This window comes from Marivivens sp. LCG002 (assembly GCF_030264275.1).
Taxonomy (GTDB): domain Bacteria; phylum Pseudomonadota; class Alphaproteobacteria; order Rhodobacterales; family Rhodobacteraceae; genus Marivivens.
Genome location: NZ_CP127165.1, coordinates 689,867 through 715,600, shown reverse-complemented (window position 1 = coordinate 715,600; position 25,734 = coordinate 689,867). Strand labels below are relative to the sequence as shown.

Below are 25,734 nucleotides of genomic sequence, written 5' to 3'. Positions count from 1 at the left end.
ATGCTCCGCTCCCACCGGCGGCGGAAAGGCGCGTTTCACGCGTTGAATAGCCACCTGACGCCAAGCTGAAGCAGAAAAGTGTCGCGCTTCAGGAACCGCTCAGGTCGGGGCCCCAAGTCTAGGCCATCACATCACAGGAGACACGCTCATGACTTCCCGAACCATCCTTCTTCTCTCTGCGACCGCTCTCGGCGCGACCCTTGTCCTTCCCGCTTTTGCCGCGAACGCGCCGATCGGCCACGCCGTGGCGTCTTGCGATGGTGTCTGCGCCGCCGTGCTTGATCCTTTGGACGCTGTGCCTCTCGTCCGCGTCAGCGATGACCGCGACGACGACGATGATGATGACGATCACGGCCGCCGTCACGATGACGACGATGATGATGACTGCGAGGGCGACGAGCACGGCTGGCGGCTCTTTTCGCGCGGCGATGATGACGACGACTGCGAAACGCTACGCGGCCAGAATACCCCCAATTCGATGAACTCGGGCACGCCGCCCGCCAACGGTCTCTTCGGCAATGGCGCCGCCCCCAAAGCCGTCACGAACTGATCGACCCATTTCCAAGGATATTCTCATGAAATCTCTCATTGCGACCCTCGCTCTTACCACCGCGCTCACCCTTCCGGGGTTGGCGATGGCGCGGCCCGTGACCCTCAGCACGACTATGAACACCTATGGCGGCAACGGGGCCTATCTCGCGCTCTATGTCACCGATGCCTCGGGTGCCTATGTCGGCAGCCTCTGGATGGCGGGAGGTAAATCCAAATATTACAAACACCTGACCGATTGGACCGCCGCAACGGGAGGCAATACGGCCGAAGTCAACGGCATCACGGGCGCAAGCGTCGGGTCGGGCCGCACTCTGGATATTTCGCTCGATCTGGCGGACGCCCTCTTTGACGCGGGCTATACCCTTCATATCGACGCCGCGGTCGAGGACTTCCGCGATAGCCCGAACGAGATTGCCGTGCCGCTGACGAGCGATGGCTTCGGCAAAGCCGTTCAGGGGCGTCGCTATATCTCCAGCTTCACCTATCGTTAAGAGGGGCAACCCATGATCCGTACGCTTCACCGCTGGCCTGGACTGATTGCTCTTGTTCTTGTCACCGTCCTTGCGCTCAGTGGTGCGGCGCTCTCGGTCTTTCCTGCCTATGAACGCTTGACTGCGCCCAGCGCCGTTGCAGAGCAAAGCGTTGCCGATCTCGCGGCCCGCGTGGCCGCCACTCATCCGGGTCTCGAGGAAATCAGACGATCCCCTTCGGGACAGATCACCGCTTGGTGGTTCAAAGACGGAAACCCTGGTTCGGCGGTCATCGATCCTGCAACAGGACTCGATGTCGGCTCTGCCGATCCGAACCCCGTCGAGCGCTGGCTCACCAACTTGCACCGTTCTCTCTTTCTGGATGATGCAGGGCGACTTGTGGCTGCCGTAGGTGCGGGTGCAATGCTTGCGCTCACCCTCTCTGGTGCAGCACTCGTCGCGCGGCGGACGGGGGGCTGGCAGCGCTGGTTTTCGCCGCTCAAAGGCCCGAAGGCCGGACGGCTTCATGTCGAGATCGCTCGCGTCGCTGTTGTCGGCCTTGCTCTTTCGGCTGCGACCGCGCTTTGGATGACTGCCTCCACGTTTGATCTTTTGCCCGACAGCAGCGCGAATGCGCCGCAGCCGAGCAGCGTCAGTGGATTGACCGACTATCCACTGGACACCATGCCCGCGCTTCGCAGCGTCTCGCTCGACGGGTTCCGCAAATTGAGTTTCCCCTACGACTCCGATCCACAGGATGTTTTCACCCTCTCGACCGATGCGGGAACCTCGCTCATCGATCAAGGCACGGGCGAGACGCTGTCTTCGGTCCCGCTTTCGTCGGCGCAAAAGATCACCGAGACGATCTATATGCTGCACACGGGCAAAGGAGCCGCCACCCTCGGGCTGATCTTGGGGATCATCGCTTTGAGCGTGCCCGTTATGGGGACCACAGGCGCGTTGATCTGGATCGAAGCACAACGGGGACGCCCCCGCTTCAAGCAGAACTCTCCCGCCAGCAGCGCAGAAACCGTTGTTCTTGTCGGCTCAGAAGGCGGGAGCACTTGGGGCTTTGCCGTCACGCTCGCCAAGGCTCTGGCCCAAGGCGGACACTCGGTCCACATCGGCCCGATGACGGGTTTCGATCCGGCGCGTTTTGCATCCGCCAAGCGGTTTCTCTTTCTTGCAGCAACCTTCGGTGAGGGTGACGCACCGAGTTCAGCAAAAGGCTTTCTTGACCGCCTCGACGCGCTGGATCAGTCCTCCTCTGCGCCCTTTGCCGTTCTCGGGTTCGGGGACAGAAGCTTTCCCGCCTATTGCGCTTTTGCGCAGGAGGTGGACCTTGCCCTGCGGGCCAAGGGATGGGATGCGCTCTTGTCCTTCGAGACGGTTGACCGCCAGTCGTCACAGGATTTTGCCCGTTGGGGGCGCACACTCGGGGATGCTCTGGGGCTTCCCCTCGAATTGAACCACCAACCGATGCCGCCCAAATCCGAGAAACTGGAACTGGTCTCGCGCCGCGACTACGGGACGGCGGTTCAGGCACCGACAGCGATCCTCCGCTTCGCCCTCCCCAAGCTTTCGCTTTGGGCGCGCATGACGGGCCAAGGTTTTTCGCGCTTTGAGGCGGGGGACCTCGTCGGGATCATTCCGCAGGGTTCACGCCTTCCCCGATTTTATTCTCTGGCGTCGGGCGCACGCGATGGATTTGTGGAGATCGTCGTCAGAAAGCACCAAGGCGGTCTGTGCTCTGGCCAACTCCTCTCGCTCGAGGCGGGGGATAAGGTCGAGGTTTTCTTGCGGCGCAATCCGAATTTCCATGCAGGGCGCGCGCGCACGCCGCTCCTTCTTATCGGCGCAGGAACAGGCGTGGGTCCCTTGGCGGGCCTGATACGGGGCAACCGTCGCAAGCGCCCCATGCACCTCTTTTTCGGGATGCGCCATGAAGACAGCGATTTCCTCTATGGAGAGGACCTGCCCCGCTGGATCGAGGACGGCCAGCTTTCAAATCTGACCACGGCCGCCTCCAGAGGGACAAAGCCACTCTATGTTCAAGACGCTCTCAGAGCTGAGGCCCAGACGGTAATCGACGCCATACATCAGGGCGCCAAGATCATGGTCTGCGGCGGTCGCGACATGGCCCAAGGAGTAAGCCAAGCGCTTGAGGACATCCTCGCACCGATCGGACTGTCGACCGCCACTCTCAAAGCCAAAGGGAAATATGTCGAAGATGTCTACTGATCTTGTGCGCCACGCCCTCAACGGACCGACGATGGGCACCCGATGGAGCGCCTTGTTCTTCTCGGATAGCTCTGTCGATACCGTCCAGCTTAGGGCAGAGCTTCAAGCGGCCGTCGACGCGGTAGACCGCCAGATGTCGACTTGGAATACCGACAGCGACCTGATGCGGCTCAACGCCGCCCCGATCGAGGAATGGCGGCCCCTGCCCTTTCATATGGTGCGGGTGCTCGGTCTTGGGCTTGCCATCGGGCGCGCGTCAGGCGGGGCATTCGATGTCGGCATGGGAGAGGCCGTCGAGGCGTGGGGCTTTGGCCGCACCGACGCCGATCCATTGGCCATTCGCGCAGCGATGGATCACGCTCATCTGCCGACCCATGACATCCTTGACCTTGCAAACGGCCAAGCACGCAAACGGGCACCGCTCTCGCTTGATCTCAACGGCATCGCCAAGGGCTATGGGGTGGACCTCTTGGCCGATGTGCTGGAAAACCACGGCGTTTCCAACGCTCTGGTCGGCATCGACGGCGAAATGTGCGCCTTGGGTCATCGACCCGATGGCACCGCTTGGACCATCGCCATCGAAGCCCCTGATTATAAAAAACGCACACCCTTTTCGATGCTCGCACTGGAAGATGCGGCCGTCGCAACATCCGGGGACTATCGCCATTGGATCACGGTCAAGGATCGCAGGCTGTCCCATACGATGGACCCGGCCCGCGGCGCACCGCTTTTGCAAGCGCCTGCCTCGGTCACAGTTATTGCACCGACATGCGCCGAGGCGGATGCTTGGGCAACGGCTCTGATGGTGATGGGCGTGGAGGAAGGGCTTCGCTTTGCGCAGCAGGCGAAACTTCAGGCGCTCTTTCTCACGCGCCAGCCCGACGGCACTGTGCAAAGCGTTGGAACTGGCCCTCTCTTCGGGGTCGCCGACAGGAACTGAGCCAATCTGTTCGGCCTGATCAAAAAAGGAAAAGCCGCGCGGAACCTGCCGCGCGGCTTTTGGTTTGGGACTGGTTCCCTTAGTCAGAGCGCGTCATTTGCCCCAGCGCAGGGCAAGAACGTCCATCTCTTTCGACAAAGACAGCAAACGATCTTTGGTGCGCTGGCTCATCGGCTTGAGCGGATGACGCACATAGTCCGACTTGATGACCCCGCCTGCCTGCATCACGGTCTTGGCAGCCCGCAGCCCGCACTGACGGTTCTCGTGATTGATGAGAGGCAGGCACTTTTGCCACTGAGCCAAGGCCGCATCGTGGTTGCCCGCAAGATAATCGATCACGATAGGGCGGATCTTGTCGGGTTGAAGCGCCGACGTCATGGTGCCTGTGCACCCTGCATCGAGGTCCGCAAGAAGCGTCGCGGCCTCTTCACCGTCAAAGGGACCGACGATCGCGTCCCCGCCCTGCTCGATCAGCGCTGCAAGCTTGTCGGCGGCAAAGGGCACTTCGATCTTGAAATAGCTGACGTTCTCAAGCTCTTTGGCCATACGGACGAGAAGCGGCACACCGAGCGTGCAGCCCGAAAGAGGCGCATCCTGCACCATGATCGGGATCGAAATCGCATCGGACACGGCTTGGAAATGTTCGTAGACACCTGCTTCGGCAGGAACGAGGCCAACACCGTGATAGGGCGGCATCATCATGACCATCGAGGCCCCGAGCGCCTCGGCGTTCTTGGCCCGTTTGACCACGATATCGGTGCTGAAATGACTGATCGTCACGATCACGGGCACCCGCCCAGCAACATGCTCGAGCGACACTTTGGTCAAAAGCGCCCGCTCGTCGTCCGAGAGAAGAAACTGCTCGGAATAGTTTGCAAGGATACAGATCGCATCGACGCCTTGGTCGATCATACAATCGAGAACGCGGCGCATCCCCTCTTCGTCAACGCGGCCATCGGCGTGAAACGGGGTGGGAGCAACGGGCAGAATGCCTGTCAGAGCTTGTTTCATTCATCAATTCCTTAGTCGTTAAACGGCTCGACGCTGATGCGGCGTCCAAGCGCGAGAGCGTCGGACACATGCACCATCGGACGAAGATCCATGTCGATCTCACCTTGCGCGACGAGTTTGGCCATATTTGCGTAAAGACGCGGGTATTCCCCCGCGAGCGGATTGTCCGAAACGAGGGCATCTTCGACCCCGTCGATCTGGATGCGCGCGCCTCCGTCGAGAAGCACAAGCGTTCCCTTGTCTGTCTCGGCCTCAATCATCCAAGTCTGCTCGCCCGTCTGACGCCAGTCGAAAACGGCGGAAATCTCGGCACCATGGGGATGTGCAAAATGAAGCTCCGCGCCGATGGGCGTTTGGCGATTGGACGGCACCTCGAGCGTGGCCGAGGCGAGATGGATGTTCACGGGCAGGATCTCGGTCACGATCGAGAGCGCGTTGATACCGGGATCAAAGACCCCCATTCCACCGGGTTCCCAGATCCAGTCCTGACCCGGGTGCCAACGGCGCACGTCCTCTTTCCAAGTTACCTTGAGGCGACGCAATGTCTTGTCCGCGAGCCATGCCTTGGCCGCGGCAACCTTATCGGCTTCGCGGCTATGCCATGTGGCGTAAAGCGAGACACGGTGTTCCTGTGCAAGAGCCGTAAGGGCGTGACACTCGGCAAGTGTAGCGCCCGGCGGCTTTTCAAGCATCACATGGCGGCCCGCACGGATTGCGGCGGCGGCATATTCGAAGCGCGGCACCGGCGGAAGACAGAGCGAGACCACACGAATGTCGGACCGTTCCTCGAGCATCTTTGCAAAATCGGTATAGGCCTCGACGCCTTCGACCGCGCCTTGACGCGAGACAGTCGCCGCAAGTTCCCAGACGGACGAAGCCGCTATCGCGGGCACATGTTGATCAAGGGCAATCTTGCCGATGCCCACGAGTGCGATCTTCATCAATGCGAGTCCTTTCCGACATCGTTGCCGCGATGTCCGCGCAAAAAGTCGAGATCGGCTCCGGTATCCGCGCCTTGGACGTGGTTCTGGTGGAGCCACGCATAGCCGGACGGCGCCTGTTCATGGTTGGGTTTCCACGCCGCCAAACGACGGTTCAACTCCTCGTCGGAGATATCGAGGTGGATACGGCGCTCGGCCACATCAAGCTCGATCATATCGCCGTTCTGCACAACGGCGAGCGGTCCGCCCGCCGCCGCTTCGGGCGAGGTGTGAAGGATCACCGTGCCATAGGCTGTGCCCGACATCCGCGCATCCGAAATGCGAACCATATCGGTAATGCCTTTCTTGAGCACTTTGGGCGGCAGGCCCATGTTGCCGACCTCGGCCATACCCGGATAGCCGCGCGGACCACAGTTCTTGAGCACCAGAACACAGGTTTCATCGACATCGAGCGCATCGTCGTTGATCTTGGCCTTGTAGTCGTCGATGTCCTCGAAGACGACGGCGCGGCCGCGGTGCTTCATCAGCGATGGCGTTGCGGCAGAGGGTTTAAGAACCGCCCCTTTGGGCGCAAGGTTCCCGCGCAGAACCGCGATGCCGCCCTGTTTGGTCAGCGCCTTGTCCAGCGGCAGGATCACGTCCTCGTTCCAGTTGACGACATCCTTGACTTCGTCCCAGATGGTCTGGCCCGAAACGGTGAGGGCGTCTTTGTTGAGCTGGCCGCCCTCGCCCAGACGTTTGAGAACGACAGGAAGACCGCCTGCATAGAAAAATTCTTCCATGAGGTATTTGCCCGAGGGCATCAGGTTCACGATGGTCGCAACATCGCGCCCGCAGCGATCCCAGTCATCAAGCGTCAGATCGACGCCTGCACCACCCACGCGGCCCGCGATTGCAAGCAAGTGAACCACCGCATTGGTCGAGCCGCCGATGGCGCCGTTGGTGCGGATCGCGTTCTCGAACGCCGCTTTGGTCATGATATCCGAAGGCTTCAGATCGTCCTTGACCATTTGCACGATGCGGCGCCCCGAAAGCTGCGCCATCACGCGGCGGCGGCTGTCGACGGCGGGGATCGCCGCGTTGCCGCTGAGTGCCATGCCGAGCGCTTCTGCCATCGAAGCCATGGTCGAGGCGGTGCCCATGGTGTTGCAGGTGCCCGACGAGCGGGACATAGACTGCTCGGCTTCGAGGAATTCCTCTTGCGTCATCTCACCGGCTTTAACCGCCTCGGAGAACTTCCAAAGGTGGGTGCCCGAGCCGACGCGCTCGCCGCGGAAATAGCCGTTGAGCATCGGCCCGCCCGTTACGACGATGGACGGAATATCGGTCGAAGCCGCACCCATCAAAAGCGAAGGCGTTGTTTTGTCACAACCGACAAGCAGAACCGCGCCGTCGATCGGTTGCCCGCGCATCGCCTCTTCCACGGCCATAGCCGCGATGTTGCGATACATCATCGCCGTTGGGCGATAGGTGTTTTCCGAGGCCGAGAACACGGGAACCTCTACGGGAAAACCGCCCGCTTCCCAGATGCCCGCCTTTACCTTTTCGGCAAGCTCGCGCAGGTGACCGTTACAGGGCGTAAGATCGGACCATGTGTTCATGATGCCGATCACGGGGCGACCGTCGAACAGATCATGCGGGTGGCCTTGGTTCTTGAGCCAACCACGGTGATAGATCGTATCGCGCGAATTCCCGCCATACCACTCCTGAGAGCGGAGTTTGCGGGGCCACGCAGCAGGTTTGAAAGCCATCTGTTACCCCTGTTTACTCTTGTTGTAGACGTCGAAGAACACGGCAGCGAGCAGCACGAGTCCTTTGATCACCTGTTGATAATCGATACCGATCCCGAGGATCGACATCCCGTTGTTCATCACGCCCATGATAAAAGCACCGACGACAGCGCCGATAATCTTGCCCGAACCGCCCGACATCGACGCGCCGCCGATAAACACCGCCGCGATCACGTCGAGCTCGACAGCAAAGCCGGCTTTGGGGGTTGCGGTGTTGAGGCGTGCAGCAAAGATCAGACCTGCAAGCGCCGCCAAGAGCCCCATGTTGACAAAAGAGAGGAACATCAGGCGTTCGGTCTTGATCCCTGAAAGCTTGGCTGCCTTTTCGTTGCCGCCGAGCGCATAGATACGACGACCGATCGTCGTATTGGCAGTCAGGAAAGCATAGATCACGGTCAGGACGACCATCGAGATGAGCACGTTCGGAAGACCGCGGAACGTGGCGAGTTTGAACATCACGAAGAGCAGAGCGCCCGCCACAATGGCATTGCGTGCGATAAAGAACGCTTTCGGCTCGCCTTCGATCCCGTATTTCGCATTGTGAGCGCGGTCGCGCAGGCCCATCCAGATGATGATCGCCACAGCAATGATCCCCAGCGCCATCGCCAGCACGTTGAAATTCCGCGTGCCGACCATTTCGGCAATCGCGCCCGAGACTCCCGCAGGCACGATGTCGGGCACAAAGCCGGTCGAAATGAGCTGGAACGATTTCGGGAACGGACCGACCGACTGCCCTTCGAGAAGCCAAAGCGAAAGCCCGCGGAACACGAGCATCCCCGCAAGGGTCACAATAAACGAGGGTATCTTCCAATAGGCAACGAAATAGCCCTGCGCCGCACCGATCACGATACCGACGATAAGAGAGGCAACGATCGTCACACTCACAGGAACGCCCCATTCGACGATCATCACGGCCGCAAAAGCACCAACGAAGCCCATCACCGAGCCGACCGAAAGGTCGATGTTCCCCGAAACGATGACCACCAGCATGCCCAAGGCCATGATGATGATATAGCTGTTCTGCAAGAAGAGGTTGGTGATGTTGACGGGCTTGAGAAGCGTTCCGTCGGTCACGACCTGAAAGAACACCATGATCGCGATCAGGGCGATCAAAAGCCCGTATTCGCGCATGTGGTGTTTGAAATATGCACCGAGGTTGTTTTTGTTTACCTGTTCCATCCCCAAGTCCCCTATTCGGTAACGATGAGCGACATGATGCGCTCTTGGCTGGCTTCCTCGGCGCTCAGTTCGCCGACAAGCTCGCCCTCGTTCATGACGTAAATGCGGTCGCACATGCCCAAAAGCTCGGGCATTTCGGACGAGATCATCACGACCCCTTTTCCTTCGGCGGCCAATTCATTGATAATGCCGTAGATCTCGAATTTCGCGCCCACGTCGATACCGCGTGTCGGCTCGTCGAGGATAAGCACTTCGGGCTCGGCAAAGAGCCATTTGGACAGCACGACCTTTTGCTGGTTGCCGCCCGAAAGGTTTACGACCTTTTGAAAGACCGAAGGCGTGCGGATATTCATCGCGCTGCGGTATTTCTCGGAGACCTGCGTTTCCTGATGTTCGTTGATCACGCCTGCACGCGACACCTCGTCGAGATTGGCGAGCGTGATGTTGGTGCGAATGTCCTCGTCCAGCACGAGACCCAGCGATTTGCGGTCTTCGGTGACATAGGCAAGTCCCGCAGCAATCGCACGGTCGATCTTGGAGACATCCACGGGCTTGTCATGAAGCCGAACTTCGCCGCTGATATTACGTCCATAGCTGCGACCGAAAATCGACATGGCAAGTTCGGTGCGCCCGGACCCCATAAGGCCCGCGATCCCGACAACCTCGCCTTTGCGCACGTTGAAATTCGCGTTCTTGATCATCTGGCGATCCGCATGTTCGGGGTGCCAGACGTTCCAGTTGCGGACTTCCATCAAGACATCCGAGGGATTGCGCGGACGCGCGGGATAGCGGTCCGACATATCGCGGCCCACCATGTCGCGCACGATGCGGTCCTCGGTGATTTCGCCACTCGCCGCACTCATCGTCGAAACCGAAGTTCCGTCGCGGATGACGGTGACGGTATCGGCCACGCGGCGGACCTCGTTCAGCTTGTGGCTGATGATGATTTGCGTGACGCCCTGCGCTTTAAGCTCGAGCATCAGATCAAGCAGGGCTTGGCTGTCGGATTCCGACAGAGCCGCCGTCGGCTCGTCAAGGATCAGAAGCCGCACTTCCTTGGAGAGCGCCTTGGCGATCTCGACAAGTTGCTGCTTGCCTACGCCCATTTTTTCGATGAGCGTCGTCGGCGCTTCTTTCAGGCCGACTTTCTTGAGAAGAGCTTCGGTGCGCTGGAATGTGTCGCGCCAATTGATCACGCCATTGGTGGCGCGCTCGTTCCCCAAAAACAGGTTCTCGGCAATCGACAAGAGCGGCACAAGGGCGAGCTCTTGGTGAATGATGATGATCCCTTTTTCTTCGGAATCCGAAATGGTGCGGAACTCGGCGAGTTTGCCGTCGTAATGGATTTCGCCGTCATAGGAGCCTACGGGATAAACGCCCGAAAGGACCTTCATCAAGGTCGACTTGCCGGCGCCGTTTTCACCGCAAATTGCGTGGATTTCGCCTTCCTTCACATCAAGGTTCACCTGATCGAGCGCTTTCACGCCGGGAAAGGTCTTGGTGATGGAACGCATCTCGAGCAGAGAGGTCATGCGAGTCCCTATGTAGTATGAATGAATGCCCGCGATACGCATCGGCATCGCGGGCAGACAGGGAGGAGACGTTACTGGATCTGGTCGGCGGTGTAGTAACCGCTTCCGATCAGAATTTCTTCCCAGTTCGACAGATCGACCGATACCGGCTCGAGGAGATAGGACGGAACGACCTTTACCCCGTTGTCATAGGTGGTGGTGTCGTTGATCTCGGGCTCGCCGCCTTTGAGGAGAGCTTCGACCATGCCGACAGTCACACCAGCAAGAGCGCGGGTGTCCTTGAAGACGGTCGAATACTGCTCGCCTGCGAGCATCGACTTGACCGAAGGCACTTCGGCGTCCTGACCGGTGACGATCGGCATCTTCATGTCGCCCGAGCCGTAGCCGACGCCCTTGAGGGACGAAAGGATACCGATCGAGAGACCATCATAGGGCGACAGAACGCCATGGACCTGAGCATCGGTGTAATGTGCCGAAAGCAGGTTATCCATGCGGGCCTGAGCCACTGCACCGTCCCAACGCAGGGTGCCGACGGTGTCCATGCCCATCTGACCCGATACGATATTGACCGTGCCTGCATCGATCAGCGGCTGAAGAACCGACATCGCGCCGTTGTAGAAGAAGTAGGCGTTGTTGTCGTCCGGCGAGCCGCCGAAGAGTTCAACGTTATAGGGGCCTTCGCCGAAGCGCTCTTCGAGACCGGCAACAAGGCTCGACGCCTGCTGCACGCCCACTTTGAAGTTGTCGAAGGTCGCGTAGTAGTCGACGTTGCCGCTGTCACGGATCAAGCGGTCATAAGCGATAACGGGAATACCCGCAGCCGCTGCGTTCTCGAGAGCGTTCGAGAGCGTGGTGCCGTCGATTGCCGCGATGACCAGAGCGTCAACACCCTTGGTGATCATGTTCTCGATCTGGGCAAGCTGGTTCGGGATATCGTCTTCTGCATACTGAAGATCGGTTTCAAAACCGGCAGCAGCGAATTGCTCGACCATCGAATTGCCGTCCGAGATCCAACGGGCAGACGACTTGGTGGGCATCGCGATACCGACGGTTTCGGCGTAGGATGCAGAAGCGAAAGAAATAGCCGCGGTTGCAACCGTGGCCAACAGATAATTGAGTTTCATAAGTACCTCCCAATCGGCGGTCCGCGCATCCCTCATGAACGGCGGAACACCCTGACAGAGCATAGAGCTCGGCAGAAGTGTTACCTCTCGCTTCACATAACTGTAAAATTCAATTATAGATATTCAACATATAAAAAATGGTATGTTAGATGAATTTCACCAGACAACTCAAACCTGCGCACCTTCAACTTTTGCTTAAAATCGCTGAAGTAGGACAGTTGCAAATCGCCGCCAGCGCGCTTGCAATGTCCCAGCCCGCTGCATCACGTATCGTCGCCGATATCGAGGCGCGTGCTCAGACAACGCTGTTCCATCGCTCACCCAAGGGACTCGAGCCCACGCCCGTCGGCGAGATGTTCTTGCGTCATGCGCGAGTGATCGTGTCGGAACTCGAGAGTCTCCAGAAAGAGGTCGAGAACCTCAATGCGGGGCTGAGCGGTGAAGTGCGGATCGGAACCGTGACGGGGCCCGCCGTCGGGATCGTTTTGCCGGTTTACCAAAGCCTGAGCGAAACCTCACCCGACATCGCCGTAACGATCGAGGTCAGCCCCTCGACCGAACTTGTGCGCGGACTTGATGAGGGACGGTTCGACTTCATCGTTGCGCGAATCCCGACCGATCACAACACGGCCGAATTTCTCGTGCACCCGGGACGTAAGGAAGTGGTCCAGCTTATGGTTCGGAGCGCACATCCCCTCGCAGGGCGCCAACAGATCACACTCAGCGATCTGTCAGACTACGACTGGGTGATTCAGGAACGCGGCTCTCCCATTCGCAAAGCGGTCGAGGACGCCTTTCACGCGTCGAGCCTTGCGGTGCCGAACCGCGTCGTCAACAGCTCTTCGCTTCTGGTGGTCGAGGCTCTTTTGGCGAGTTCGGACGTCATCGCGCCGCAATCCAAGGAAGTCAGTGATCTTTTGACGGGGTCGGGCCTTGGCAACCAGCTTGACGTTCTTCATCTTGAAAAACCCATCACCGTGCCGCCCTATTTCGTGATCCGCAATCGCTCACGGCAACTTACGCGCGCGGCCTCGCTCTTCTTCGACCGAATTCTCGAGGCGCTCTAGAACGGCAAAGGGCCGCGCAACGGCGGCCCCTCGGGAGTGCTGGACAGAGGCCCTAGATCTCGAGCGCTGCGATCATGCGCACGGCATGAGCTGCCTCGGCGCCTTTCTTGATGAAATGGGCGTGATAGAAGCCTGTGTGCTCGGCACTCGGCTGGAAATGGTGCGGCGTGAGCGAGACGGAATAGGTCGGCACACCCGTCTCCATCTGGGCCTGCATCAGCCCGTCCACCACAGCGGCAGCGACGAAATCGTGGCGATAGATACCGCCGTCGACAACGAGCGCGGCACAAACCACGGCATCGTATTTGCCCGAAGCACCCAGCTTCTTGGCCAGCAGCGGCATTTCGAACGCGCCGGGAACGTCAAAGGGCGTGACCTCGAATGGGGTGCCGCTTTCGGTCATGTTCTGGGTAAAGCCGACATAGGCCTGATCGACGATGTCGGCGTGCCAGCGGGCCTTGATAAAGGCGATCTTGAGAGTTTTGGTCATGGGTCCATCCTGTGTTTACCAAATGGTCCCAAGGCGATAGCGGTCAGGGCCGGGCGAACCCGTCCTGTCCATTCTCTTTCATCCAGACTTTAACTGTCGGCCTCGGAATTTCACCGAAGTCTGCTGACCCTTCTGCAAATGCAAAAGGCGCTCGCGGGCTATAACCGCCGGTGGGGAATTTCGCCCCGCCCCGAGAATAGCGCCTAAGTAGCCGTGAAATCGCTTCTCTGCAAGGCGACGAAAAAACAATGCGGGAAAGTTCAAATTGCCTCTTGCGCGCGGCGATGGCACAGACTAAACGCTCCCCACCGTGGCCCGTTCGTCTATCGGTTAGGACGCCAGGTTTTCAACCTGGAAAGAGGGGTTCGATTCCCCTACGGGCTGCCACTTCCCCAAAATACTTAATGATACGTTAGTTTCGCAGTGCTTTAGCCTGTTTGATCCTGCTGGTCTCCCGTCCGTATCTCGCCCACACTCGGGTGCAGTGAATCGCACGAACGTGGGGAACCCTGATGCCGCTGGGAAATGAGCTTGGACCAAATCTCGTTGTCGTCGAACCTGGAAAAGTCGAAATCGAGATGCGACCGGTTCTAACGCACGCCCCGAGCGGCTGGGTTCTGGTCGATATCGAAGCTGTGGGGATTTGCGGCACGGACTACCATATTTTCGAAGGAAAACATCCCTTCCTTGCCTATCCACGCGTCATAGGTCACGAGCTTTCGGGACGTATCGCCGAGGGTCCGCGTCAAGGCGAGCTGGTCGTCGTGAACCCCTATATTTCATGCGGAACCTGCCGCGCCTGTTCACGCGGCAAACCCAATTGCTGCGCTCGAATCGAAGTGCTCGGGGTGCACCGTGACGGCGGCATGTGCAAACGCATCGCGGTGCCCGAAACGAATATCTATTCCGCCGAGGGCCTGACGCCCATCGAAGCGGCAATGGTCGAGTTCCTCGCCATCGGTGCGCACGCGGTGGCCCGCTCGGAAATCGGACCAGGTGACCTTGTCCTTGTAACGGGTGCGGGTCCCATCGGGATCGGCGCTGCACTCTTTGCGCGCCTTGCAGGTGCAGAGGTGCACCTTATGGACCTGAGTGAAGACAGGCTTCGGCTTGCCAAGGAAAAATTCGGCTTCAAAGTCACACACACACCCGAAGACAACATCCTCACAGGCCGATTGTCCGAGGGTTTTGACGCGGTCTTCGATGCGACAGGAAACGCCAAGGCCATTATGTCGGGCTTCCCTCTGCTTGCGCATGGAGGGACGACCGTTCTGATCAGCGTGGTCAAGGACGACATCACCTTTAGCGATGCCGAGTTCCATAAACGCGAGGCGCGGATCATCGGCTCGCGCAATGCTCTCAAGGCGGACTTTGAACGGGTGATGGCAGCGATGCGCTCGGGAGATATTCCGACCAAGGAAATAGCATCCGAAATCGTGGCGCTGCGTGATCTTCCCGCACGGTTTGCGGATCTGACAGAGCACCGAGACCATCTGGTCAAGGTGCTCGTCACACCCTGACCTAGAGAAGAACGGCGTATTCCTCGCGGCCCTGCCCTGCATTGGGCTGGACAAAGACCATCCCTGTGCCCGCGAATTTTGCCCTTTCGTCCTCGCTCAGACCTTCTGATGCGGAGGTGCAAAACAGAGTGGTCAGATCGGAGCCGCCGAAAGCAGGACAGGTGACTTGGGCCGCGTCCATCGCATGCGACGCGATTTGCGTGCCGGTCGGGCTGTATACGCCGACCTGCGCTGCGCCCCAAAACGCGATCCAGAGGTTCCCTGTCGCATCAGTCACCGCACCATCGGGGTTAAGACCCGACGCCGTGAAATCGACAAGCACTTCGGGCGCGGCATCGGGCCAGCCGTCTTTGTCGAGCGTCACGGTAAAAAGTTTGCCCTGCGCTGTATCCGAGAAATAGGCACGGCTCCGATCCGGCGCAAAACAGGTCGAATTGGGAATTGTGATATCGGGAAAGAGTTGGCGCAGCTCGCCTTTGTAATACCGATAGAAAGCCCCCGCCTCTTTTTCGGCTTTGAACCCCATCGTGCCGATCCAGAGACCGCCCCAAGGGTCGGCGCGTCCATCATTCGAACGGGTCACGGCGTTGTCGGCTTCAAGATCGACAAGTTTCTCGGTCTCGCCCGTATCAAGGTTGCAAAGCACCAAAGCGGACTGCGTTGCCACGACGATACGCGCCGCGTCCACCCAGAAGGCAGCAGAACTGACCTCGTCGAGAGCGGTGACGATGGTCTCTGCCGATCCCTTGCGGAACATCTTTTTGCCAAGGATGTCGAACCAGATAAGCTCTTGGCGTTTCGGGTGCCAAAGAGCCCCCTCGCCCAAGGTGCAGCGCGTGCTGTCGAAAACCTCTGCCATATTTCCCCCCATTCGGCTTGAAGGGAGGCCGCCGGCCTCCCCTCGTTCAATTAGCGAATATCCTCGGGCAGCACAGCCGCGGGAATGTTCTGATAGGAGACGGGCCGCAGGAAACGACGGATCGCCATCGTTCCGACCGAGGTCGCTCCGAAGTTCGTCGACGCGGGATAGGGTCCGCCGTGCACCATGGCATCACAAACCTCGACCCCTGTCGGGAACCCGTTCGCAAGAATGCGGCCGGCTTTGCGCTCGAGGATCGGAAGAAGCTTGCGGGCGTCCTCGGCGTCTGCATCGTCAAGATGGATCGTGCAGGTAAGCTGCCCCTGTAGGGACCGCGCTATGGTGAGCATTTCGTCCATATCGGCAGCTCGAACAATAAGACCGAGCGGGCCGAAGACCTCTTCGCCGAGGACGTGGTTGTCGAGCCACTCCTTGCCTGTGGTGGCAAAGAGATAGGGCGTGGCGTTGCGCATGTCACAGGTCGAAGTCAGAAGCTCTTGGACCCCTGCGGTGGCGGCAACACGGTCGCGACCACTGCGATAGGCGCTCGCGATCCCGTCGGTGAGCATCGTTTGGGCGCCGATCGGCTCGAGCGCTTTGACGGCGGCTTCGGTAAAGCGATCGGCATCGGGGCCGTCGAGCACGACGGAAATGCCCGGATTGGTGCAGAACTGGCCTGCCCCCATGGTCAGCGACCCCGCCCAGCCCGCTGCAATCGCTTCGCCGCGGTTGGCAAGGGCATTGGGCATAAAGAACATCGGGTTGACGGAGCCAAGCTCGCCAAAGAACGGGATCGGCTCATCGCGCTGGGCGCAAAGATCAAAGAGGGCACGGCCGCCCGCAAGTGAGCCCGTGAAGCCTACAGCCTTGATCAACGGATGCTGCACCAAAGAGGTGCCGACATCGCGCTTGCCGCCCTGGATGAGGCTGAACACACCAGGATGAATGCCGCATTTGGCAATGGCGGCATGAATGGCCTCTGCGATGATCTCGCCCGTTCCGGGGTGGGCCGAGTGACCTTTGACGACGACGGGACAGCCCGCAGCCAGAGCCGAAGCCGTGTCGCCGCCCGCGGTCGAAAAGGCGAGCGGGAAGTTCGACGCACCGAACACCGCAACGGGACCGATGGGACGCTGCATCAGGCGGATTTCGGGACGCGGAAGCGGCGCACGGTCGGGCAACGCCTCGTCCACGCGACGATCAAGGTAATCCCCTGCCAGAATATGCGACGCAAAGAGCCGAAGTTGACCCGTGGTGCGGCCACGCTCGCCTTGGAGGCGTGCGACAGGAAGCCCCGTTTCCTCGGTCCCGATCTGGGTGATGGCGTCGGCGCGAGCTTCGATCTCGTCCGCGATGGTGTTGAGAAAGGCCGCGCGCTCGGCACGGGAGCTATAGCCATAGGACCAGAACGCCTCTTCTGCCGCAACGCAAGCACGATCAACCTGCTCAGGCGTGCCGACCGAAAAGTCGTGCGCTTCGCCATGGGCGGGTTCGGAGCGGAAGCTCTTTTCACTTGCCACCCATTCGCCTGCGATGAGGTGTTTGCCGTGCGGGGTAAAGGTCATCTTCTTCTCCTCGTGTTGACGGACCGCGCATCGGAAAACTCATATTTCAGAGCGCTTGAGCCGTCTCTCATTCCTGAATCGTCTCGCGTTTGATAGTCGCCCAAGACATAGCACTCAAATTTCAACGCGCAAACTTGGTATACCATTCTTGATATACGACTAGATTGCCACGTCGGACAAGAGGTCGCCAAGCGTACCACGCACCCCAAGATCAGGGGTCAGGCAGATGAGGTCATCCGCGCGACGTCCGATCACCGTCGCAAGATCGGGGCGACCGAGCAACTGCGCAGGATGCGTGACCGCCATTTTCAGCGCATCACAAAGCGCGATCCCGGCCCGTTGCACAAGAACCGCGACGCCTTCGGCCATTGAGATATGCGCCCCCGCGAGAGCGCCTTCGGGATTGACGAGACGGCCCTTCTCTACCCTTATTTCCATATCATAAAGCTCAAAGCTCTCGGGTCCCCCGACCGTCGGCATGGCATCGGACACAAGGTACATGCGGTCGGCCCTCGGACGGGCACGACAGGCAAGCGCGATCATCTCGGGGGCGACATGATGCCCATCGGCGATGATCCCGACAAAGGCATCGGAATTGATCGCAGCCCCGACGAGCCCCGCCTCGCGCCCCTGCATCTGGGACATCGCGTTGTAAAGATGCGTGACCGCGCGCGCTCCTGCCGCGAAACCCGCCTTGGCCTCTCGGCTCGTCGCATTCGAATGGCCGAGCGACACGATGACCCCAAGCTCGGTCAGCAGGGCGATATCGCGCGGCGCAACATATTCGGGCGCAAGCGTGAGCATCACGGGTATTCCCTTGGCCCTAAGCCGCTTGATCGGCTCAAGGCTTGCATCATCAAAGGGACGGATAAAGCGCGCCGCATGGGTGCCGCGCTTTGCCAGATTGATATGCGGCCCTTCGAAATGCGCCCCGAGAATTGACGGCTCCCCCCACAGATCGAGCATCGCGTCTGCGGCACGGGCCATGACCTCGGGGGCATCGGTGATAAGGGTCGGCATTATGCCCACGGTGCCTAAACCGCGGTGTGCAGCAGCGATCCCGAGAGCGCCTTGGACGGTTGGCTCTGCATTCCACAAAATGCCGCCCCCGCCGTTGACCTGAAGATCGAGAAACCCGAGTGTGACAATCCCCTCCAATCGGGTGCCACTGCCGCTCGGCTCTGTGACGTTCACGATGACACCATCCCGAACGATCATATCGCGCGGCCCGAGTCTTTGCCCGTCGAACAGCGTTGCAGAGACGATGCGCTCAACCATGGTTTGCCTTGCGCCATGCGGCATAGGCTGCGCCGCTTGCGCCGGCAGTGTCCCCGACAGTGGCAAGCCGCAGCTCGGGGATACCGAAGCCGCCGAATTGCGCGGCTTTCAAAGCGGCGGTCAGGTCTTCGATCAGATGGGGGATATTGGACAATCCACCCGCAATCACCACGACTTCGGGGTCGGCCGCCAGCGACAACGTCAAAAGAAGTTCAGCCGTCAGCTCGCACCAGACGCGCCAGACCTGCCCCCGCTCGGCCGCGATGAGACGCGTGTCACGAAGTTCGGATCCCAGCACCTCGGCGATCCGCACCATACCCGGACCCGATACATAGGTTTCGACACATCCTTTGCGGCCACAGCCGCATGTGTGGATCGGAAGTCCGTATTTGGCGACCGTCGGCGCAGAGAGCGGCCCATGTCCGATCTCGCCGACTGTGCCTGTGGGGCCCGTCAACAAACGCCCCTTGACCGCGATCCCGCCCCCGACACCTGTCCCGAGGATGAGGCCCGCAACCGAAGCAACGTCTTTTGCCGCGCCGAAAACCGCTTCGGACAGGATAACGGAACGGGCATCGTTCACCCAAGTGACCTTGCGCCCTGCCCGTTTGGTCACATCCGCCGGAAAAGGTTTGCCGCTTGCAGGGAGGTTGGCGGTCAGGGCGACACCTGTTTGCGGATTGATCAGCCCTGCGGCACTGATCCCGACGGGCACGGGGCCTGCCCATTGAATGAGATCGGCCACCGCCTCTACGAGGGTGTCATAAGTAGCGGGCGTAGCGACGCGCTTGGTCTTGCCTCTGTTCCAATCGGCATCGAAAAGCTGCGCTTCGATTTTGGTCCCGCCAAGGTCGATACCTGCTGCGATCATGAAGGCCCCGCAAAGCAAAAGGTGGAGTTTCCCCCACCCTATACGCGCCCCCTCGGGGGCTTCAATGCTTTGGCCGAGATTAGGCGTTCCAAGCCTTGTCTTCACCGCCCAGACCGCCGATCTGGACACGGGTCGGAAGCCCGATCCGATCAAGAATGCTAAAGAACGGCTTGGGATCAAGCTCTTCAACGTTCTTCATCGTCTTGGCGTCCCATTCTCCCGTAGCAACAAGCATCGCGGCAGCCACAGGCGGCACGCCTGCGGTATAGCTGATGCCCTGCGAGCCGACTTCTTCATAGGCTTCCTTGTGGTCGGCAACGTTGTAGACGAAGACCTCGAAATCTTTACCGTCCTTTACACCTTTGACCAGATCACCAATGCAGGTTTTGCCGGTGTAGTTCGGTGCCAGAGAGGCAGGATCGGGCAGCACGGCCTTGACCACCTTGAGCGGCACGACCTCTTGGCCCTCGGCGGTGACGACAGGTTGCTCGGACAAAAGCCCGAGGTTCTTCAAGACAGTGAACACGTTGATGTAGTGATCGCCGAAACCCATCCAGAAGCGCACATCCGCCTGCGGATAGTTGGTGGCAAGACTGTGCACTTCGTCGTGGCCCGACTGATAGGCGCGGCAGGTGCCGACGACAGGCAGATCCCAATCGCGACCCGAGGCGAACATCGAAGTTTCCTTCCATTGCTGGTCTTCCCAGTAATAGACGGTGCCGGTGAATTCGCGGAAGTTGATCTCGGGGTCGAAGTTCGTGGCAAAATACTTGCCGTGCGATCCTGCGTTGATGTCCACGATGTCGATGGATTTGACCTCGTCCATCATGTCGATCGCGAAACGGGCGAACGCATTCACGACACCCGGATCAAAGCCGGCGCCGAGGATGGCGGTCACGCCCTTTTCAGCGCAAAGATCGCGCTTTTTCCATTCGTAGTTGCCATACCACGGCGGGGTCTCGCAGATTTTTGCGGGGTCTTCGTGGATAGCGGTGTCGATATAGGCAACGCCCGTCTCGATGCAGGCATCAAGCACATACATGTTCACAAAGGCCGAGCCGACGTTGATCACGATTTCAACACCCGTCTCGCGGATCAAGGCTGCGACTGCCGCCGTATCCATTGCATCGACCTGATGAGCTTTGAGAACGCCGCTCTGTTTCATCGCGCCCTTTGCGTGGACAGACTCAAGGATCGCTTCGCATTTCGAAAGCGTCCGGCTCGCGATATGGATCTCGCCAAGCACATCGTTGTTTTGCGCGCATTTATGCGCCACGACCTGAGCGACGCCGCCAGCGCCGATGATAAGCACGTTCTGTTTCAACTCACGAAACCCCCTTTGGTGATCAGGTTAGCTCTAATGCCTCTCGGCAAATGATTTACGACAGGGCCGCCGCAAAATCCTCGTAGGTGAAATCTTTCACCAGACGTTCGGTTCCATCCAGCTCGCGGATTGCAATGGCGGGCATTTTCACGCCGTTGAACCAGTTCTTCTTGACCATAGTATAGCCTGCGGCGTCCTGAATGGACAGCCTGTCGCCTACGGCCAAGGCTTTGGGGAATTTGAACTCGCCGAAAATATCGCCCGCAAGACAGGATTTGCCGCAGATCATCCACTCCTGATCGCCGCTTTCGTTCATCTTGGCGCTTTCGCGATAGATCAAGAGGTCAAGCATATGCGCCTCGATCGAGCTATCGACGATGGCAAGGTTCTTGCCGTTATAAAGCGTATCGAGAACGGTCAACTCGAGCGTGGTCGATTTGGTTATCGCAGCCTCACCCGGTTCAAGGTAGACCTGAACGCCATTGACCTCTGCAAAGCGCTTCAAGCGCTCGGCGAGCTTGTCCAAGGGATAGCCTTCGCCCGTGAAATGAATACCGCCCCCAAGGCTGATCCATTCCATCTTGCGGATCAAATAGCCAAAGCGCTGCTCGATGCTGTTCAGCATCGCGTCAAAACGCTCGAAATCCGCGTTCTCGCAATTGTTGTGGAACATGAAACCACTGATCAAATCGGCCACGGGTTCGATGTTCTTGGGGTCATGCTCGCCCAAGCGGCTGAAGGGTCGCGCAGGGTCGGCAAGATCAAAGCTCGACGTGGACACACCGGGGTTCACCCGAAGGCCGCGCTTGTGCGTGCGGGATTTTTCCTCGTGCCGAAGGAGCTGGGCCGCAGTGTTGAAAATGATCTTGTCCGAATTGGCGAGGACATCATCCATCTCGTGATCGGACCACGCCACCGAATAGGCATGGGTTTCGCCCGGAAATTTTTCACGCCCGAGTTTGACTTCGAAGAGCGACGACGAGGTCGTGCCATCCATATACTCGCTCATGAAATCGAAAACGCCCCAAGTCGCAAAGCACTTGAGCGCAAGAAGCGCCTTGGCACCGGAATGTTCACGCAGCCAAGCGATCTTTTCCATATTGGGAAGAAGTCGGCTCTTGTCGATCAGGTAGTAGGGCGTCTGGATCATGGCTCCCCCCGCTTGGTCTTAACACGGACAACAGGAGGGCCACTTAGGGCCTTTGCCCCCTCCTAGCAAGGGCTAAGGTCATGTTTTCCGTATCCTGCCCGCGATTAGGGGGTGCCGAAGAGCTCTTCAAAGCGTTCGCGGTCGATGATCCGCACGCCTTGGCGCAACCGTTCGACAAGACCTTGCTCTTTGAACTCTTTGATCACACCGTTCACCGTCTGCCTTGAACAGCCCACCGTTTCGGCAAGAAGCGACTGGCTCCGATCAAAGACACCGTGACGATCCGAGAATTGCCACAGATAGCGTCCGACACGGAAATTGATCGGATCGACACGGTCCATAACGCGGTTGTCGTTCTGGATCGCGACCTGAATGGCGAATTGCTGCATCCACGCTTTGAGGAACTCGGGGCGCTGCATCCAACCCAAAAGCGTCTCGCGCGGGCAAAGCAGAAGCGTGGTGCCCCGACGTGCCGTGACATTGGCCACCACGGGGCAATCCCCGATCGACTCGATCTCGCCCATGGTTTGACCGCTCTGCACCAAGAGGAGTGTTACGCGCTCGCCGCCCTTGGAGGCACGGTTAATTTCAAGCGCACCATGCGCCACCATGTAGAGTCCCTTGGACTGGCCGCCCTGAACCAGCACATCCGTTAGGTTCTCGTAAATTTGAACAACACAGGCATCGAGAAACTCGACCCGATCTTCATCACTCAAACCCGCCAAAAGCGGTGACCGCATCAGGTGCGGGAAACGGACCGAGTTTGAAATATTTATATTTTTCAATGTATTATCCGATAAGTAGAATTTCGCCGCAAGGAATGCGAACCAGTGTCCGAACGAAAGACAAATCCAGTTATCTGACGTGGTATACCATACAGTAGCCAGCTTTTCTAAGCTACAATGTCGTATAGGCGACAGTCCAAGGCTGAACTGCCGCCTATTTTCTACACGTTTACGTATAATGTTTAAGGCCTACTTCACTTCAAGGTAGTTTTCGAGCGGTGGGCAGCTGCAAACCAGATTGCGGTCGCCATAGACATTGTCGACCCGATTGACGGGCGACCAGTATTTATCGACACGGAACGACCCTGCGGGGTAACAAGCCTCTTCGCGCGAATAGGGTCGATCCCACGCGCTGATCAAATCCTCGACCGTGTGCGGCGCATTCACCAACGGGTTGTTGTCCAAGGGCCAGTCGCCTGCTGCGACTTTGTCGATTTCCTTGCGGATCGACAGCATCGCCTCGCAAAAACGATCAAGCTCGGCCTTGGTTTCCGATTCCGTCGGCTCCACCATCAGGGTTCCCGCCACAGGCCAGCTCATGGTCGGCGCATGGAAGCCGTTGTCGACAAGCCGCTTGGCTATGTCGTCCACAGTAATGCCTGGCGCTTCGGCAAAGGGTCGGGTGTCGAGAATGCACTCATGCGCGACAAAGCCGCCTTTGCCTTTGTAGAGCACCCCGAACGCTCCTTCGAGCCGCTTGGCGATGTAGTTCGCGTTGAGGATTGCAACCTTGGTTGCATTGGTGAGCCCCTGCCCCCCCATCATCAGGACATACGCCCAAGAGATAAGAAGGATCGAAGCACTGCCCCAAGGCGCCGCAGAAACCGGCCCCGTCAGACCGCCTGTTTCGGGATGGCCGGGCAGATAGGGCGCAAGATGCGCCTTGACTCCGATCGGACCCATGCCGGGACCGCCACCACCATGGGGAATGGCAAAGGTCTTGTGAAGGTTGAGGTGGCTCACATCGCCGCCCACATCCCCCGGACGGGCAAGTCCGACCATCGCATTGAGGTTCGCCCCGTCGATATAGACCTGCCCGCGGTATTGATGTGTGATCTCGCAGACCTCGCGGACGGTTTCCTCGAACACGCCGTGTGTCGACGGATAGGTGATCATGCAAGCGGCGAGCTTGTCTCCTGCCGCCTCGGCTTTGGCACGGAAATCCTCGACATCGATATCGCCATTCTCTGCCGATTTGACGACGACGACTTCCATGCCGCACATCTGGGCAGAAGCGGGGTTGGTGCCGTGGGCCGACACGGGGATCAGGCAAATCTTGCGGTCCGTATCGCCTTGGGCCAGATGATAGGCCATGATGGTCAAGAGACCCGCGTATTCGCCTTGGGCGCCCGAGTTGGGCTGCATCGACATCGCGTCATAGCCTGTCGCCTGACAGAGTTTGTCCGACAGATCGGCGATCATCTCCTGATAGCCTGCCGCCTGATCGACAGGCACGAACGGATGCATAAAGGCAAACTCGGGCCAGGTGATCGGCATCATCTCGACCGCAGCGTTAAGCTTCATGGTGCACGAGCCAAGCGGGATCATCGCGCGATCAAGCGCAAGGTCGCGGTCCGACAGGCGGCGCATATAGCGCATCATCTCGGTTTCGGCGCGGTTCATGTGGAAAATCGGGTGGGTGAGGTAGTCGCTTTCCCGTACAAGCGTTTCGGGGATCATATAGCGATGCGTCAGATCCTCGTCCTTGCGGTCGATCCCGAAGGCACGCCAGACGGCCTCGATCGTCGAACGGCGTGTGCGTTCGTCAAGGCTGATCCCGACTTTGGTGGTGCCGACCTTGCGAAGGTTGATCCCCTCTTCGACCGCGGACTTCATGACGGTGCCCTGAAGCGGGCCGACCTCTACGGTGATTGTGTCGAAATAGGTCTCTGGCTCAACCTTGAAGCCCGCCGCTTCAAGCCCGCGCACCATGCGCACGGTTTTGCGGTGGATGCGCTGTGCGATCGCCTTGAGACCGACAGGCCCGTGGAACACGGCATACATCGAGGCCATGACCGCAAGAAGCGCCTGAGCGGTGCAAACGTTGGAGGTCGCCTTCTCACGACGGATATGCTGTTCGCGGGTCTGAAGCGCCAGACGCAGGGCGCGGTGCCCGTGACTGTCGACCGAAACACCGACGATACGACCCGGCATCGAACGTTTGTAAGCGTCCTTACAGGCGAAATAGGCGGCGTGCGGGCCACCATAGCCAAGCGGCACGCCGAAACGCTGGGTCGATCCGACGGCAATATCGGCCCCCATCGCGCCCGGTTCCTTGAGCAGGGTAAGCGCAAGCGGGTCCGCGATCACGATCCCGATCGCCTTGGCCTCGTGAAGCGCTGCTATCTCGGCCGTGAAATCGCGGACATGGCCATAGGTTCCGGGATACTGGAACACAGCGCCAAAGACCTCGTCGGCCTTCATCTCGTCGGGCGCGCCGACGATGACCTTGATCCCGAGCGGCTCTGCACGCGTGCGGATCACGTCGATGTTCTGGGGGTGGCAGTTCTCATCCACAAAGAAAGCCGTAGCTTTGGATTTGGCCACGCGCTGCGCCATAGTCATGGCCTCGGCTGCGGCAGTCGCTTCGTCCAGCAGGGATGCGTTGGCGATCTCGAGCCCCGTAAGGTCACAGATCATCGTCTGATAGTTCAGAAGCGCTTCGAGACGACCTTGGGAAATCTCGGGTTGATAGGGCGTATAAGCCGTATACCACGCAGGATTTTCCAGAATATTGCGCTGGATCGCAGGGGGCGTGACGGTGCCATAGAACCCCTGACCGATGAGCGAGGTCAGAACCTTGTTCTTCTTGGCCACATTCCCGAGGAAATAAAGAAGCTCGCCTTCGGACTTCGGTTTGCCGAAGTCCAGCGGTTCGGCTTGGCGGATCGACGCGGGCACGGTGCGCTCGATCAACTCGTCAAGGCTGGACACGCCGATGACCTTGAGCATCTCTTCCATCTCGGCCGGGCTCGGGCCGATGTGACGCCGATTGGCGAAATCATAGGGACGGTAATCAGTGGCGTTGAACGGCATCACTCAGGC

General features: G+C 59.3%; 21 protein-coding genes, 1 tRNA gene and 1 riboswitch. Of the genes, 7 read left to right on the top strand and 15 right to left on the bottom strand.

What is annotated here, in order from left to right; genetic code table 11:
- The first annotated feature begins 148 nt into the window (after window positions 1-148).
- Genes QQG91_RS03650 through QQG91_RS03635 form a run of 4 tightly spaced genes read left to right on the top strand, consistent with a single transcriptional unit; the run spans window position 149 to window position 4,203 of the window.
- Window positions 149-550 carry a hypothetical protein gene (locus QQG91_RS03650; RefSeq protein ID WP_285771626.1) on the top strand — a complete coding sequence of 134 codons (402 nt, stop codon included), beginning with the start codon at window positions 149-151 and terminating at the stop codon, window positions 548-550.
- A gap of 25 nt (window positions 551-575) precedes the next feature.
- The gene (locus QQG91_RS03645; RefSeq protein ID WP_285771625.1) at window positions 576-1,043 is read left to right on the top strand and encodes a DUF2271 domain-containing protein; all 468 of its coding nucleotides are present in this window, start codon (window positions 576-578) and stop codon (window positions 1,041-1,043) included.
- Window positions 1,044-1,055: 12 nt separating this feature from the next.
- Window positions 1,056-3,263: a PepSY domain-containing protein gene (locus tag QQG91_RS03640; RefSeq protein WP_285771624.1), complete on the top strand. Its 2,208-nt coding sequence runs from the start codon at window positions 1,056-1,058 to the stop codon at window positions 3,261-3,263.
- Window positions 3,244-4,203 (top strand): FAD:protein FMN transferase, encoded by a 960-nt coding sequence (locus QQG91_RS03635; protein ID WP_285771623.1) that lies wholly within the window; start codon window positions 3,244-3,246, stop codon window positions 4,201-4,203. The genes QQG91_RS03640 and QQG91_RS03635 overlap by 20 nt, the downstream gene beginning before the upstream one ends.
- 93 nt (window positions 4,204-4,296) lie before the next feature.
- On the opposite strand, the gene QQG91_RS03630 is transcribed toward QQG91_RS03635, so the two are convergent.
- The 6 genes from QQG91_RS03630 to chvE form a co-directional block, all read right to left on the bottom strand.
- Complete coding sequence (locus tag QQG91_RS03630; RefSeq protein WP_285771622.1) at window positions 4,297-5,214, bottom strand: dihydrodipicolinate synthase family protein; 918 nt, start codon at window positions 5,212-5,214, stop codon at window positions 4,297-4,299.
- A gap of 11 nt (window positions 5,215-5,225) precedes the next feature.
- On the bottom strand, window positions 5,226-6,155 hold the full coding sequence (locus QQG91_RS03625) for a Gfo/Idh/MocA family protein (RefSeq protein WP_285771621.1): 930 nt from the start codon (window positions 6,153-6,155) through the stop codon (window positions 5,226-5,228).
- Window positions 6,155-7,906, bottom strand: a complete 1,752-nt coding sequence (gene araD, locus QQG91_RS03620) for an L-arabinonate dehydratase (protein ID WP_285771620.1) — start codon at window positions 7,904-7,906, stop codon at window positions 6,155-6,157. Before araD ends, QQG91_RS03625 begins: the two co-directional genes overlap by 1 nt.
- 3 nt (window positions 7,907-7,909) lie before the next feature.
- Complete coding sequence (gene mmsB, locus QQG91_RS03615) at window positions 7,910-9,124, bottom strand: multiple monosaccharide ABC transporter permease (RefSeq protein ID WP_285771619.1); 1,215 nt, start codon at window positions 9,122-9,124, stop codon at window positions 7,910-7,912.
- Window positions 9,125-9,135: 11 nt separating this feature from the next.
- Entirely contained in the window at window positions 9,136-10,656 is a 1,521-nt protein-coding gene (gene mmsA / locus QQG91_RS03610) for a multiple monosaccharide ABC transporter ATP-binding protein (RefSeq protein WP_285771618.1), read from the bottom strand.
- A 71-nt stretch (window positions 10,657-10,727) separates the two neighbouring features.
- Window positions 10,728-11,780: a multiple monosaccharide ABC transporter substrate-binding protein gene (gene chvE, locus QQG91_RS03605; RefSeq protein WP_285771617.1), complete on the bottom strand. Its 1,053-nt coding sequence runs from the start codon at window positions 11,778-11,780 to the stop codon at window positions 10,728-10,730.
- Between the two features lie 149 nt (window positions 11,781-11,929).
- On the opposite strand from chvE, the gene QQG91_RS03600 reads away from it, so the two are divergent.
- Entirely contained in the window at window positions 11,930-12,847 is a 918-nt protein-coding gene (locus tag QQG91_RS03600) for a LysR family transcriptional regulator (RefSeq protein WP_285771616.1), read from the top strand.
- A 52-nt stretch (window positions 12,848-12,899) separates the two neighbouring features.
- Here the strand turns inward: QQG91_RS03600 and QQG91_RS03595 are convergent, their stop codons facing one another.
- Window positions 12,900-13,337 (bottom strand): 6,7-dimethyl-8-ribityllumazine synthase, encoded by a 438-nt coding sequence (locus QQG91_RS03595; RefSeq protein WP_285771615.1) that lies wholly within the window; start codon window positions 13,335-13,337, stop codon window positions 12,900-12,902.
- A 66-nt stretch (window positions 13,338-13,403) separates the two neighbouring features.
- Window positions 13,404-13,539, bottom strand: a riboswitch (FMN riboswitch).
- A gap of 110 nt (window positions 13,540-13,649) precedes the next feature.
- Between QQG91_RS03595 and QQG91_RS03590 the strand changes: the two genes are divergently transcribed.
- Both QQG91_RS03590 and QQG91_RS03585 read left to right on the top strand, forming a co-directional pair.
- Window positions 13,650-13,724: transfer RNA gene (locus tag QQG91_RS03590), tRNA-Glu, on the top strand.
- A gap of 125 nt (window positions 13,725-13,849) precedes the next feature.
- On the top strand, window positions 13,850-14,857 hold the full coding sequence (locus QQG91_RS03585; RefSeq protein ID WP_285771614.1) for a zinc-binding alcohol dehydrogenase family protein: 1,008 nt from the start codon (window positions 13,850-13,852) through the stop codon (window positions 14,855-14,857).
- A gap of 1 nt (window position 14,858) precedes the next feature.
- Here QQG91_RS03585 and QQG91_RS03580 read toward each other — a convergent pair whose 3' ends face one another.
- The 8 genes from QQG91_RS03580 to gcvP all read right to left on the bottom strand — a co-directional run bounded on the left by QQG91_RS03580 (window position 14,859) and on the right by gcvP (window position 25,725).
- Complete coding sequence (locus tag QQG91_RS03580) at window positions 14,859-15,716, bottom strand: SMP-30/gluconolactonase/LRE family protein (RefSeq protein ID WP_285771613.1); 858 nt, start codon at window positions 15,714-15,716, stop codon at window positions 14,859-14,861.
- Window positions 15,717-15,766: 50 nt separating this feature from the next.
- Window positions 15,767-17,281 carry an aldehyde dehydrogenase (NADP(+)) gene (locus tag QQG91_RS03575; RefSeq protein ID WP_285771612.1) on the bottom strand — a complete coding sequence of 505 codons (1,515 nt, stop codon included), beginning with the start codon at window positions 17,279-17,281 and terminating at the stop codon, window positions 15,767-15,769.
- A gap of 159 nt (window positions 17,282-17,440) precedes the next feature.
- Window positions 17,441-18,559 carry an N-acetylglucosamine-6-phosphate deacetylase gene (locus QQG91_RS03570; RefSeq protein WP_285771611.1) on the bottom strand — a complete coding sequence of 373 codons (1,119 nt, stop codon included), beginning with the start codon at window positions 18,557-18,559 and terminating at the stop codon, window positions 17,441-17,443.
- On the bottom strand, window positions 18,552-19,430 hold the full coding sequence (locus QQG91_RS03565) for an ROK family protein (protein ID WP_285771610.1): 879 nt from the start codon (window positions 19,428-19,430) through the stop codon (window positions 18,552-18,554). The genes QQG91_RS03570 and QQG91_RS03565 overlap by 8 nt, the downstream gene beginning before the upstream one ends.
- 79 nt (window positions 19,431-19,509) lie before the next feature.
- Window positions 19,510-20,754, bottom strand: a complete 1,245-nt coding sequence (locus tag QQG91_RS03560; protein WP_285771609.1) for a saccharopine dehydrogenase family protein — start codon at window positions 20,752-20,754, stop codon at window positions 19,510-19,512.
- A gap of 55 nt (window positions 20,755-20,809) precedes the next feature.
- Window positions 20,810-21,901, bottom strand: coding sequence for a carboxynorspermidine decarboxylase (locus tag QQG91_RS03555; RefSeq protein WP_285772303.1), 1,092 nt, complete (start codon window positions 21,899-21,901; stop codon window positions 20,810-20,812).
- Between the two features lie 107 nt (window positions 21,902-22,008).
- Complete coding sequence (locus tag QQG91_RS03550; protein WP_285771608.1) at window positions 22,009-22,689, bottom strand: Crp/Fnr family transcriptional regulator; 681 nt, start codon at window positions 22,687-22,689, stop codon at window positions 22,009-22,011.
- Window positions 22,690-22,878: 189 nt separating this feature from the next.
- Window positions 22,879-25,725: an aminomethyl-transferring glycine dehydrogenase gene (gene gcvP, locus QQG91_RS03545; protein ID WP_285771607.1), complete on the bottom strand. Its 2,847-nt coding sequence runs from the start codon at window positions 25,723-25,725 to the stop codon at window positions 22,879-22,881.
- Window positions 25,726-25,734 lie beyond the last annotated feature (9 nt).